The sequence below is a fragment of the Paracoccus sp. DMF-8 genome, assembly GCF_029309835.1.
Taxonomy (GTDB): Bacteria; Pseudomonadota; Alphaproteobacteria; order Rhodobacterales; family Rhodobacteraceae; genus Paracoccus.
This window is the reverse complement of record NZ_JARJHL010000016.1, coordinates 117,178-129,714: the sequence shown is the minus strand read 5'-3', so window position 1 is coordinate 129,714 and position 12,537 is coordinate 117,178. Positions and strand designations below refer to the sequence as shown.

Here is a 12,537-nt window from a genome sequence, read left to right as displayed (position 1 = left end):
CGCATCACGCAAAGCCGCCGGTTGAATGCGTCAGGTCTCAGTAAACGTAGACCGGCGTGCCAAGCGGGACCCGCTCGAACAGATCCATCACGGCCTCGTTGCGCATGCGGATACAGCCGTTCGACACCGAGCGCCCGATGGAACCCGGCTCGGTCGTGCCGTGGATGCGGATCGAGGTGTCATTGCCGTTCGCATCATACAGATACAGCGCCCGCGCGCCCAGAGGGTTGTTCGGGCCGCCCGGCATGCCATCGGCATAGCGTTCATATTGCGCGGGGTTGCGCTTGATCATCGCGGGCGTCGGCGTCCAGCTGGGCCATTCCTGCTTGCGGCCCACCGTGGCGCGGCCACGCCAGACCAGTTCGGCCTTGCCCACGGCAACGCCATAGCGCGTCGCGCGGCCCGGCGCGGTGACGTGGTAAAGGAAATAGTCCTTGCTGACGACCACGATGCTGCCGGTTTCAAAATCGCTGCGGATCGCGACTTCGGTCGGCTGATAGGGGTCGCGCGTGCGCGCGGCGGCTGCCTGCGGGGCGGCGGGCAGCCCCTGTTGCGCAAGAACCATGCTCGGCGCGGCCAGCACGGGCGCGGCAATCAGAAGCAACTGTCGACGGTTCATGTCCTGTCCTGCTCTTTCTTGTGGTCTTTCCCGCCGGATACCGCCAAGTCTGGCGTGATTCAACTCAAAGCGCCGTGACGCTGCGCCCGTCATGTTGAAACGTGACCGCCCGGACACTAGCTTTAAGGCTGAAAAGGTTAAATCCGATGACGCATTGCGCCCTTTCACGGCCCTGCGCGGCGAAAGCCCGAACCGACCGGCAGCCCCCCTGCTGTCGCCGGGTGCGGATGGCGCGCGGCCTGCCTGCGCATCTGTGCCGCGCCTGCGGCGGACGCGGCTGCCGTTGTCATATCAGGGCCAGAGTTTCGGGCGCGCGTCAGCCGGTGCTGAGCAATGCCGCCCGCCCCATACCGCAGGCCCGCCTTGACCAGATCCTGATCGTGACGCAGGCCCCAAGGGCCAAGCCATGCCGCCCACAGGCCCCTCCGGCCGTCTTTTCCGGCTCGCTGAAAACGCAACTCGGACAAGGACATGGCCATGAAGGACCATTCGCAACACAAAACTGAACCCCTTGACGGCCGTTCCGGCCAGCAGGTCGACCTGACCCTGACCGGGATGAGCTGCGCATCCTGCGCCGGTCGCGCCGAAAAGGCGCTGAACGCGGTTCAGGGCGTCAGCAACGCCTCTGTCAACCTCGCGACCAGCCGCGCGACGCTGCAGGTCGACGGCCCTGACGCGCTGGCCCGCGCGGCCGAGGCGGTGGCCCGGGCGGGCTATCCCGCCCAACCGCTGGAAACCCGGCTGGAGGTGCAGGGCATGACCTGCGCATCCTGCGTCGGTCGCGTCGAAAAGGCGCTGACCGCCCTGCCCGGCGTCGACAGCGCCATCGTCAATCTGGCGACGGCCAGCGCGACGATCCACCATCAGGCGGGCATCGCGCCGCAAGCTCTGGCCGATCTGGTCACGGCCAAGGGCTATCCTGCGGCGATCTGCCGTGAACAGGCCCATCATGCGGGCCATGACCACGGCGGCACCGCGACGCAGATCCGGCGCAATTTCCTGATCGCGCTGGTGCTGACCCTGCCCGTCTTCATCATGGAAATGGGCGGCCACCTGATCCCGGCATTCCACCACTGGCAGCACATGCGCTTTGGCCAGCAGCCGCTGTGGATCCTGCAATTCCTGCTGACCGGCGCGGTTCTGGTCTGGCCGGGGCGGGTGTTTTTCAGCCTCGGCATCCCCGCCCTGCTGCGCGGCGCGCCGGAAATGAACAGCCTTGTCGCGCTTGGCGCGGGGCGGCGTTTCTGTATTCGACCGTCGCGACATTCGCCCCCGGCCTGCTGCCCGCCGATGCCGTCCATGTCTATTTCGAGGCGGCGGCCGTCATCGTCACCCTGATCCTGCTGGGCCGCTGGCTGGAGGCCCGCGCCAAGGGCGAGGCCGGGGCCGCCATCCGCAAGCTGGTCGAACTGGCCCTCGATACCGCCACGGTCGAACGCGCGGACGGGGTGGAAACCATCCCCGTCGCCGATCTGCGCCCCGGCGACATCATCCGCCTTGTCCCCGGCGAACGTGTCGCGGTTGACGGCATCATCACCGAAGGGCGCGGCGCCATCGACGAATCCATGCTGACCGGCGAACCCCTGCCCGCCGAAAAGGCCCCCGGCGACCCCGTGACCGGCGGCACCGTCAACGGCACGGCGGCCCTGTCCTTCCGCGTCACCGCGACCGGCGCCGATACCGCGCTGTCGCGCATCATCCGCATGGTCGAGGATGCGCAGGCCGCCAAGCTGCCCGTTCAGGCGCTGGTGGACCGCATCACCTCGGTCTTCGTGCCTGCGGTGATGGGGCTGGCCGTGCTGACCTTTGTGCTGTGGATGATCCTTGCGCCCGCTCCCGCGCTCAGCCAGGCGCTGGTTGCGGCGATTTCCGTGCTGATCATCGCCTGCCCCTGCGCGATGGGGCTGGCCGTGCCGGTGTCGATCATGGTCGGCACCGGGCGCGGCGCGCAGCTTGGCGTGCTGTTCCGGCGGGGCGAGGCGCTGCAGCGTCTGGCCGATGCCCGCATCGTCGCCTTTGACAAGACCGGCACCCTGACCCGAGGCGCGCCCGCGCTGGTCGCCATCGAAACCGCAGGCATCGACCGCGCCACGGCGCTGGCCCTGACCGCCGCGGCCGAGGCGCGATCGGAACACCCCCTTGCCCCCCGATCATCGCCGCCGCCAAGGCGGAAGGCGTCGAAATCCCACCCGCGCAGGATGTGCAAAGCGTGACCGGGCGCGGGCTGACCGCGCAGGTGCAGGGCCGGGCGGTGCTGATCGGCAACCCGACCGCGCTGACTGAATCCGGCATCGCCGCCAACCCCGACCTGCTGCAACGCGCCGCAGAACTGGCTGCAACCGGGGCAACCCCGGTGCATCTGGCGGTTGACGGGCGCCATGTCGCCACCTTCGCCCTTGCCGACCCGATCCGCCCCGAGGCCATCCAAACCGTCGCCGACCTGCACCGGATGGGCCTGAAAACCGCAATGATTTCAGGCGATACGCAGGCCACGGCGGATGCGGTCGGGCGCCGGATCGGCATCGACCACATTCAGGGCGGCGTGCTGCCGCAGGGCAAACTGGCCGCAATCCGCGACTTCGGGGCGGGCACGGTCTTTGTCGGCGACGGCATCAACGACGCCCTCGCGCTGGCCGCCGCCGAAACCGGCATCGCCATCGGCACCGGCACCGATATCGCCATCGAATCGGCCGAGGTCGTGCTGGTCGGCGGCGATCCTTCGGGCGTGACCCGCGCGATCCGGCTGAGCCGGGCGGTGATGCGCAACATCCGCCAGAACCTGTTCTGGGCCTTTGGCTACAACGTCGCGCTGATCCCGGTCGCCATGGGGGCGCTGGTGCCCTTTGGCGGGCCGCAACTCTCGCCGATGCTGGGCGCGGGGGCCATGGCCCTGTCCTCGGTCTTTGTCGTGACCAACGCCCTTCGCCTAAGGACCGCAGGATGACGCAAAACCGGCTGCGCGCCCGGAAAACCCCTGCCACAACAACCCGCCGTGCATTTCTGGCCGGCGCAGCCACCGTCGCGCTCGCCTCGATGGCGGGCGCGACGGTTCCCCCCCCCGCCGCGCCCCGCATCGTCGTCTTTGGCGACAGCCTGACCGAAGGCTACGGCCTCGACCCCGAACAGGCGCTGGTCGCGCAACTGCAAGGCTGGCTCGACACGCGCGACCTGCCCGCCGTCATGGTGAATCAGGGCCTGTCCGGCGACACCACATTCGGCGGGCGCGTGCGCATCCACTGGGCGCTGCGCCACGGCGCGGATGCGGTGATCGTCGAACTGGGCGGCAATGATTTTCTGGCCGGGCTGGCGCTGAGCGATACCGAAAAGAACCTCGATTCGATCATCATCCGCGCCAAACGCGGCAACCGCCCGGTCCTGCTGGTCGGCATCGTCCCGCCGCAGCGCGCCATGCAGGCCGCGCGCGAAGATGTCATCGCCATGTGGGCGCGTCTGGCCGAACGCCATCAGGTGCTGCTGCTGCCCGACCTTTATGGCCCGTTGTGGCAATTCCCCGAATCCGAATGGCCGCGTTTCCTGCAAAAGGATCACACCCATCTGTCGCCCGAGGGCGTGCGGCTGGTCGTCGAAAGCGATCTTGGCCCGAAAACGGCCGAACTGCTGGCCCGGATCGCGCAGGCGGGGTCCAACCCCTGATATCCAAGCCACGATATCCAATCCCCGGCCCGCAACCAGCCCGCAGATATGGCAAAACCCCGCTGAACCAGCGGGGTCATCCATCACGTCACCAGCCAACCAATCTCCGCGCCGCAGGCGGCGCGGGAACGGCTGCGGCGAATCAGGCTTTCGACAGCTCGCGCTTGATTTTCAGCGCGCGGTCCGACAGTTCGGCGTCCTTGGCTTTGGCCAGATAGGCATCCAGACCGCCACGGTGATCGACCGAGCGCAGCGCCGCAGCCGAAATCCGCAGTGAATAGCTACGGCCCAGCTTTTCCGACGCCAGCGAAACCTCGTTCAGGTTCGGCAGAAAGCGGCGGCGGGTCTTGTTATTGGCGTGGCTGACATTGTTCCCGGTCATCGGGCCTTTGCCGGTCAGTTCGCAAACGCGCGACATGTTCGTGTTCCTTCGTTTCGATTCTGCACGGGCGGCGGCCCGCAATATGAAAGGGCGCCGCGAGGCAGCGCCCGGAATTCCGTCTGCGGGGAAATACGGATTTCCGCCGTGCGCGTCAAGCCTTTTCGGGTATGTCACACCGATCCAACGCCGGTTTCGCCCGTGAAACGACCTGCCCGCTGCACCATGGGAACGGGCGGCACCATATCCGCGCCACGCCCAGACCAGCAAGGGCCCCCATCCCGCTGGTCTGAATATCGGGTGCGGATGGCGATTTCATGACGTTTCTCGGCATGGATGCCCGGATCGACAGTCCCCCCGCGCGTCACAGCGGATCCCGGATATTGCGCGGCCCTTGCCGGATACGGCTTGCGGAAACTGCCCGGAATTTACCCGCCATAGCACGCCTCGATCCGCAGCAGTTCCTGCTTGCGCCACAGCCCGCCGCCATAGCCCGTCAGCGACCCGTCCGCGCCGATGACGCGGTGGCAGAGAATCAGCACCGCGATCTGATTCGCCCCGTTCGCGCGGGCCACGGCGCGCGTGGCCGTCGGGCGCCCGATACGGCTGGCGATATCACCATAGCTGCACACCCGACCGGCCGGGATATCCAGCAACGCCTGCCAGACCTGCCGCTGAAAGGGCGTGCCATGCATCGCCAGCGGCACGGTGAAATCGGCGCTTTTCCCGGTGAAATAATCCGATAACGCGCGCTCCAGCAGGTCGGTCACCGCGGTCCGGCCAATGCCGATCCGGCCCCGCACCATGGCGGACAGACGGCGCATTTCCGTCCGAAGCGCCCGCCGCCCGGCGAATTCCAGCAGATGCAGCCTGTCGTGATCCGTCACCGCAACCATGCCGCCAAGCGGGCCGGACAAAAAGCCCGCGACCAGTTCAGCCTGCCCGCCCGGTTCGATCGGCGGATGGCCAAAATGCGCGGCAAAGCCCGCCTGAAAATCCTGCGCGCTGTCGGGCCAGATCTGCAAGGGCGGCTCGGCCAACAGCGAGGGCTGATAGGTGTTCGCGTTTTGATCCATATCGCCAGCTTAGGGCAATATGCGGGCCTGTCACGCCGGATCTTGCGCCGGATATGTGGAAAGCCAGTCCAGCATCTGCACTGCTGCGGTTTCCGGCGCAACCTCGCCGCGCGAAACGGCATCGCCCGCCGCGCGCATCCGGCGCTGAACCTCCGGCGCCTCCAGCCGCGCCAGCAGCCCGGCGCGCAACTCCGCCAGAAAGGCCCCGCGCGCCTGTTCGGCACGGCGCCCGTCGAAATGCCCCTGCTCGCGCCGCCATTCGGCCAGATATTCCATGTTCTCCCAGGCTTTTTCCAGACCGTCGCCGACATAGGCCGAAACCGGCAGGGCTTTGGGGAAGCCCTCGGGGTCGTTCGGGCGCTTGCGCATCAGCCGCAGCGCGCCGGAATAATCGGCCACCGTGCGCCGGGCGGTGGACAGCAATTCGCCATCCGCCTTGTTCACCAGAATGATGTCGGCGATTTCCATGATGCCGCGCTTGACGCCCTGCAATTCGTCGCCGCCCGCCGGGGCCAGCAGCAGGATGAACAGGTCGGACATATCGGCAACCAGCGTTTCCGACTGGCCGACGCCCACGGTTTCAATCAGGATGACGTCGAAACCGGCGGCCTCGCACAGCCGGATCGCCTCGCGCGTGCGGCGGGCGACGCCGCCCAGTTGCGCCTGCGAGGGCGAGGGGCGGATAAAGGCATTGGGGTCGCGCGACAGCGTTTCCATCCGGGTCTTGTCGCCCAGAATCGACCCGCCCGAGCGGGTCGAGGACGGATCGACCGCCAGCACCGCGACCTTCAGGCCGCGCCCGGTCAGCAGCTTGCCGAACGCCTCGATAAAGGTGGATTTGCCGACGCCCGGCGTGCCCGACAGACCGATGCGCAGCGCCTGACGCGGCGGCAGTTCGCCCAGCAGACGCACGGCGCGGTCACGGTGATCGGCGCGGCTGCTTTCGATCAGCGTGATCGCGCGGGACAACGCCCGGCGGTTGCCTGCGACCAGCGGCTCGGTCAATTCGTCCAGGTAACCCGTCATGTCGTCACGTCCCGCATCCTCAACCCGTTCATGCGTGGATATTGACCGCACACGAACATGTAAACCATCCACCAGTTGTCGCAGACGAACGGCGGGCGTATCCCAAGGCGCAAGGTCTGTGAAAGGCACATCATGTTTTCCCCCCTGCGCATCGCATTCACCCTGGCGGCGGCCCTGATTCTGGTGATGGACATGCTGCCCCTGATCCGGGGGCAATCGGCGCAGGCCGCGACCAGCCAGCAGGCCGTGGAAAAGGGCGTCAAGCTGCTGATGGTGGAACGTCAGGGCTGCATCCATTGCGCCGCCTTTCGCCGGGACATCGCGCCGGGTTACGGCGCCTCGGCGCAGGGGCGGCAGGCGCCGCTGGTCGCCATCGACATCGACGGCCCCTGGCCTGACGGGCTGGCGCTTGGCACCGCGCCCTATCTGACGCCGACCTTCATCCTGCTGCGCGACGGGGTCGAGGTGTCGCGCATTCTGGGCTATCCGGGGGCCGACCGCTTTTACCCGATGCTGTCGCGGATCATGCAGGAAACGGGTGTCGCCGCGAAATAGCGGCGGTTCATGATTTCTCAACCCGTTTCGGGCTACGGCTTTTCTCCGGGGCGCCCTTGCGCTAAGGCAATCGGCACCCACGGCGAAAGGCCGGGGCCGACAGGAACGTCAGGAAAGAGGACAGACGCCATGCATGACATCCGCGCCATCCGCGAAAACCCCGCCGCGTTCGACGCCCTGCTGGGGCGTCGCGGGCTGGAACCTGTGTCGTCGGCCATCCTGTCGCTGGACAGCGCCCGCCGCGCGAAAATCGCCGCGGCCGAAGAATTGCAGGCCGAACAGAACAAGGCCAGCAAGGAAGCCGGCACCGCCAAGGGGCGCGGCGACGATGCCGAATTCGAACGCCTGCGCGCGCTGGTCGCGGCGAAAAAGGATCAGGCCGCGACCCTGCAGGCCGATGCGGGCGCGCTGGACGTGCAGTTGCGCGACATGCTGATGGGCATTCCGAACCTGCCGCTGGAAACCGTGCCCGTCGGCAAGGACGAAGACGACAATGTCGAAATCCGCCGTTGGGGCACGCCGCGCGAACTGGATTTTGCGCCGCGCGAACATTTCGACATCGCGGGCGTCAAGCCCGGCATGGATTTTGAAACCGCCGCGAAACTGTCGGGCGCGCGTTTCGTGCTGCTGCGCGGCGGCGTGGCGCGCATCCACCGCGCGCTGGCGCAGTTCATGCTGGATCTGCACATCACCGAACACGGGCTGACCGAAACCTGGGCCCCGGTTCTGGTCCTGTCGGACATGATGGAAGGCACCGGCCAACTGCCGAAGTTCGGCGAAGACAGCTATCAGACCCGCGAAGGCTGGTGGCTGATCCCGACCTCGGAAGTGACGCTGACCAATACCGTTCACGGCGATCTGGTCGATCACGCCACCCTGCCCCGCCGCATGACCGCGCATAGCCAGTGTTTCCGGTCAGAGGCGGGCAGCGCGGGCCGCGACACCGCCGGGATGCTGCGCCAGCACCAGTTCGAAAAGGTCGAGATGGTGTCGATCACCGATGCCGAAACGGGCGTGGCGGAACATGCCCGCATGACGCGCTGCGCCGAAACCGTGCTGGAACGCCTTGGCCTGCCCTATCGCACCATGGCGCTATGCACCGGCGACATGGGTTTTGGCGCGCGCATCACCCATGATCTGGAAGTCTGGCTGCCCGGCCAGAACAAATACCGCGAAATTTCCAGCGTCAGCTATTGCGGCGATTTTCAGGCGCGGCGGATGAATGCCCGCTACCGCCCCGCAGGCGGTGGCAAGCCGGAGTTCGTCCATACGCTGAACGGCTCAGGCCTGGCGGTCGGGCGGGCACTGATCGCCGTGCTGGAAAACGGCCAGCAGGCGGACGGTTCCGTCCAACTGCCCGAGGCGCTGCACCCCTATCTGGGCGGCAAGACCCGGTTATCCGCCGAAGGTGACCTGATCTGAGCCCGTGGCGGAACAGGACCGCCGGACCCATCGTCCGGCCCCGCGTTCAGACCGGCCCGGATCCCCGACCTGCACATCCCCGGCCCGCACATCCCCGCCGGGCCGGGACATCGCGGACAACAAATCGTCATCGCAGGACAGGCGGGAAACTTCGCGCCGGGCCTTGCGTTGGCAAGGTATGCGCCGTCTTGCGATCACCCTGCTTGCCCTGTGCACCGGCCTGTTCGTCGGCAGCGGCCTGATCTTCACACGGATCTCGGGTCCCGCTTCGTCGGGTATCGCCGGCACGCGGCTGGACGGGTTGGGCGCGGCGCAGCCCTATCGTGAATTGCTCACCGAACGCGTCACGACCATCCCCGGCGGGGTCGGCATGCTGTTCGTCGATCCCCAGGGGCCGGTGCTGATCCTGCTGCTGACCTGCGTCTGGCTGGCTGCCTTTGGCTATCTGCTGCGCGTCTCGGGCCTGCTGAACCGGCTGCTGGACGGGCGCAAAAACCGCCGCCGCTGGTCGCATGTCCTGGACCGTATCGCGATCGGCGAGTCCCCCGCCCTGATGACCGGCCTGATCGCCGGCGCGATCTGGCCCTGGGTGCCCCCGGACAAGGCGATCCTGCGTTTCGTGGTCGCGGCATTTCTGTTTGCCGGGATGATGGGCGCCGCCGGATTGCGCCTGCGCCGGTTGCGCCAGCCGCGCGGACGCGACCTGTCGGCCAGCACCTCGCTTGGCATGATGGCGGGATGGGCGACGCTGGTCCTGTGCATGAGCTTTGGCGCGCTGCTGGATGCGGAACTGGGCATGTCGCAGACCATGTCGACGCTGATCGCCCTGCTGATCTGCGCCGTGCTGACGGTCTGGTTCCAGTTGCAGATCGGCGCGCCCTTTGCCTATAGCCTGACGGTGAACTGGGGGCTTTTGGGCATCGCCATCGCCATGATGTCGGGCAATGTCACCATCGCGACGGCCACCGCCATCGCCATGACGGTGGTGGGCGTCGCGCTGGTCAGGGTCACGACCTAGCTGCCTTTGGGCTTCTGGCGGTTCTTGTGTTTCGACAGGGCGCCCGACTGGTTGATCTTGTCGGCCTTGTGCCGATAGGGGTTTTTCGTCCCCTGATCGCGGAAGGTCAGCCGGATCGGCGTGCCGGGCATGTCAAAGTCCTGCCGCAAACCATTGACAAGATAGCGCGCATAGCTGTCGGGCAGCTTGTCGGTATGGGTCGCCATGACGACGAAGGCAGGCGGCCGGGTCTTGACCTGCGTCATGTAGCGCAGGCGGATGCGGCGGCCGCCCGGCGCGGGCGGCGGATGCGCCTCGGTCATCGCGCCCAGCCACTGGTTCAGACGCGCGGTGGTGATGCGGCGGTTCCAGACCTCATGGGCTTTCAGGATGGCGTGATGCAGCCGGTCCAGCCCCTTGCCGGTCTTGGCCGAAACCGTGACCAGAGGCGCGCCTTTCAACTGTGGCAACAGGCGTTCGAACGCCTCGCGCAATTCCTTGAGCTTGGCGGGCTTGTCCTCTTCCAGATCCCATTTGTTCGCGGCAACGACCACGGCGCGGCCTTCGGTTTCGGCGAAATCGGCGATGCGCAGATCCTGCTGTTCAAAGGGGATATCCACGTCCAGCAGCACCACGACGACCTCGGCAAAGCGCACGGCGCGCAACCCGTCGGCCACCGACAGCTTTTCAACCTTGTCCGTCACCCGCGCCTTCTTGCGCATCCCGGCGGTATCGAAAACCCGGATCGGGGTGCCCATGAAATTCGTGGCGACGCTGATCGAATCGCGGGTGATCCCGGCCTCGGGGCCGGTCAGCAGGCGGTCTTCGCCCAGAATCTTGTTGATCAGGGTCGATTTCCCGGCATTCGGGCGACCGATGACCGCGATTTGCAGGGGCTTTTCGGCGGTCGGTTCCCAATCGGGGACCTCATCCGCATCCTCGTCGATATCGACATCGGTTTCAGGCTGCTGCTGAACATTCGCGGCCTCGAATTCCTCGGCCAGCGGCAGCAGGGCGCGATACAGATCGTCCATCCCCTCGCCATGTTCGGCAGAGATGCGCAGCGGTTCGCCCAGCCCAAGCGAATAGGCCTCCATCGCGCCGGCCTCGCCCGCGCGGCCTTCGGCCTTGTTGGCGGCAAGGATGACGTGCCGGGCGCGGCGGCGCAGGATTTCCGCGAAATATTCATCGGCGGCGGTCAGGCCGACGCGGGCGTCGATGACGAACAGGCAGATATCGGCCTCGTCAACGGCGCGTTCGGTCAGGCGCCGCATCCGGCCCTGCAGGCTGTCGTCATCGGCCATTTCCAGACCGGCGGAATCGACCACGATGAAACGCAGATCACCCAGCTTGCCCTGCCCTTCGCGCAGGTCGCGGGTCACGCCGGGCTGGTCGTCGACCAGCGCGAGACGCTTGCCGACAAGGCGGTTGAACAGCGTCGATTTACCGACATTGGGGCGGCCGACAATGGCAAGGGTAAAGCTCATCGGTAGGCCACAAGCTGACCGTCGCGGGTCACCACATACAGCGTCTGCCCGGCAACGGCGGGCGCGGCGGCGGCACCGCCCGGAATGGCGCCCTGCCCGACCAGATTGCCCGAGGCCGGATCATAGACCCGCAGCACCCCGTCGCTGGATGCGACATACAGCCGGTTGCCCGCCAGCACCGGGCCGAAATGGGCGTGGACGCGGTCCTGTTTCTTGACCCGGGCGTCGGTGTATTCGGGCAGGCTGACGGTCCAGACCGTCGCGCCATTCGCCGCATCCATCCGCACAAGCTGGGCCTGATCGTTGATCGCGAAAACCGCATTCCCCGCCGGGACGACCGGGTTCGCCGCGCCCTGGCGGGCATCCCATTCCTGAAGGCCCGTGGCCATGTCGAAGGCCGCCGTCCGCCCCGAGGTCGTGCCGGCATAGACGCGGCTGCCGACGATCACCGGATCGCCGCCCATGTCGCGCAACAGTCCGACCGCGCGGCCGATGCGAGAACCGCCGACCTGCGCCGACCACAGTTGTTCGCCCGTCCGCCGGTCCGCCGCCAGCAACTGCCCCGAGGCATAGGGAAAGACCACCGTATTGCCCGATACGGCAGGCGACACGGCGCCCATCACCCCGGCCACGGCGGGGGTGCCGCCGACCTGCCATTCGACCTTGCCGTCAGAGGCCCGGATCGCCCAGCCCGTCGCATTGCGGCCCATCACATAGACGCTGCCGCCATCCACCACCGGCGCCCCCGAGATCGTCGCATTGACCCGTTGCCGCCACAGCACGGCGCCCGAACGCGCATCCAGCGCGACCAGCTCGCCATATCCCGTCGTCACATAGACGCGCCCGCCCTCATAGGCGACGCCCCCGCCGGACACGCTGTCGCCGACCTCGCCGCCCGGACGCAGATCGCGGACCCATGCGGTCGCGCCGCCGGTCGTCGTCGCGGCGACCTGCGCGCGGCTGTCCAGCGTATAGACCAGACCGCCCCCGACAACGGGATCGGCGGTGATGCGGTGACGCAGCCCGCTGCCCTGACCGATATTGCTGGCCCAGATCGTCGAGGTGCCGCCGCCGATCGCGACATTGCCGCCGTAATGCTGGGCGTTTCCGCCGCGCTGCGGCCATTCAGCATTGCCGCGCACCTCCGGCAGGGACAGCGCGGATGTGGTCGGCCCTTCGCTGCCGACGACCGTCGGACCATCGGGCGACAGGATCGCGCGCGGGTCAAGCCGTTCGCCGGGCAGCCTTTTTTCCCGGTCTCCGCACCCTGCAAGGGCAACGGTTCCCGCCAGCAGAGCGATCAGGGGCAACCTCAACATCAC

13 protein-coding genes are annotated in these 12,537 nt (G+C 67.2%); 7 read left to right on the top strand and 6 right to left on the bottom strand.

All coding sequences use genetic code 11. From position 1 onward, the window contains the following. Positions 1 to 37 precede the first annotated feature (37 nt). Positions 38 to 619, bottom strand: coding sequence for a L,D-transpeptidase (locus PE067_RS17515; protein WP_276190979.1), 582 nt, complete (start codon positions 617 to 619; stop codon positions 38 to 40). Positions 620 to 1,096: 477 nt separating this feature from the next. On the opposite strand from PE067_RS17515, the gene PE067_RS21995 reads away from it, so the two are divergent. From PE067_RS21995 to PE067_RS17505, 4 genes are read left to right on the top strand one after another with little or no spacing between them, the layout of a single operon-like run. After that, on the top strand, positions 1,097 to 1,957 hold the full coding sequence (locus tag PE067_RS21995; protein ID WP_346429724.1) for a copper ion binding protein: 861 nt from the start codon (positions 1,097 to 1,099) through the stop codon (positions 1,955 to 1,957). Further along, positions 1,864 to 2,832, top strand: a complete 969-nt coding sequence (locus tag PE067_RS21990) for an HAD-IC family P-type ATPase (protein WP_346429725.1) — start codon at positions 1,864 to 1,866, stop codon at positions 2,830 to 2,832. The genes PE067_RS21995 and PE067_RS21990 overlap by 94 nt, the downstream gene beginning before the upstream one ends. Next, on the top strand, positions 2,829 to 3,563 hold the full coding sequence (locus PE067_RS21985) for an HAD-IC family P-type ATPase (protein ID WP_346429723.1): 735 nt from the start codon (positions 2,829 to 2,831) through the stop codon (positions 3,561 to 3,563). Before PE067_RS21990 ends, PE067_RS21985 begins: the two co-directional genes overlap by 4 nt. After that, positions 3,560 to 4,273, top strand: a complete 714-nt coding sequence (locus tag PE067_RS17505) for a GDSL-type esterase/lipase family protein (protein WP_276190978.1) — start codon at positions 3,560 to 3,562, stop codon at positions 4,271 to 4,273. The genes PE067_RS21985 and PE067_RS17505 overlap by 4 nt, the downstream gene beginning before the upstream one ends. Before the next feature lie 142 nt (positions 4,274 to 4,415). Here the strand turns inward: PE067_RS17505 and rpmB are convergent, their stop codons facing one another. The 3 genes from rpmB to meaB all read right to left on the bottom strand — a co-directional run bounded on the left by rpmB (position 4,416) and on the right by meaB (position 6,754). Beyond that, positions 4,416 to 4,691 carry a 50S ribosomal protein L28 gene (gene rpmB / locus PE067_RS17500; RefSeq protein ID WP_276190977.1) on the bottom strand — a complete coding sequence of 92 codons (276 nt, stop codon included), beginning with the start codon at positions 4,689 to 4,691 and terminating at the stop codon, positions 4,416 to 4,418. A 389-nt stretch (positions 4,692 to 5,080) separates the two neighbouring features. Continuing rightward, complete coding sequence (locus PE067_RS17495; protein WP_276190975.1) at positions 5,081 to 5,728, bottom strand: methylated-DNA--[protein]-cysteine S-methyltransferase; 648 nt, start codon at positions 5,726 to 5,728, stop codon at positions 5,081 to 5,083. Positions 5,729 to 5,758: 30 nt separating this feature from the next. Further along, positions 5,759 to 6,754, bottom strand: a complete 996-nt coding sequence (gene meaB, locus PE067_RS17490; RefSeq protein WP_276190974.1) for a methylmalonyl Co-A mutase-associated GTPase MeaB — start codon at positions 6,752 to 6,754, stop codon at positions 5,759 to 5,761. Positions 6,755 to 6,886: 132 nt separating this feature from the next. On the opposite strand from meaB, the gene PE067_RS17485 reads away from it, so the two are divergent. From PE067_RS17485 to PE067_RS17475, 3 genes are all read left to right on the top strand, one after another. Then, positions 6,887 to 7,309: a SoxS protein gene (locus PE067_RS17485; protein ID WP_276190973.1), complete on the top strand. Its 423-nt coding sequence runs from the start codon at positions 6,887 to 6,889 to the stop codon at positions 7,307 to 7,309. Positions 7,310 to 7,438: 129 nt separating this feature from the next. Further along, on the top strand, positions 7,439 to 8,731 hold the full coding sequence (gene serS, locus PE067_RS17480) for a serine--tRNA ligase (protein ID WP_276190972.1): 1,293 nt from the start codon (positions 7,439 to 7,441) through the stop codon (positions 8,729 to 8,731). A gap of 178 nt (positions 8,732 to 8,909) precedes the next feature. Further along, a complete protein-coding gene (locus PE067_RS17475) occupies positions 8,910 to 9,749 on the top strand; it encodes a hypothetical protein (protein WP_276190971.1) in 840 nt (279 codons plus the stop codon). Here the strand turns inward: PE067_RS17475 and der are convergent. Beyond that, positions 9,746 to 11,215: a ribosome biogenesis GTPase Der gene (der, locus tag PE067_RS17470; RefSeq protein WP_276190970.1), complete on the bottom strand. Its 1,470-nt coding sequence runs from the start codon at positions 11,213 to 11,215 to the stop codon at positions 9,746 to 9,748. The genes PE067_RS17475 and der overlap by 4 nt on opposite strands. Next, on the bottom strand, positions 11,212 to 12,534 hold the full coding sequence (locus PE067_RS17465) for a PQQ-like beta-propeller repeat protein (RefSeq protein WP_276190969.1): 1,323 nt from the start codon (positions 12,532 to 12,534) through the stop codon (positions 11,212 to 11,214). Before PE067_RS17465 ends, der begins: the two co-directional genes overlap by 4 nt. Between the last annotated feature and the right edge of the window lie 3 nt (positions 12,535 to 12,537).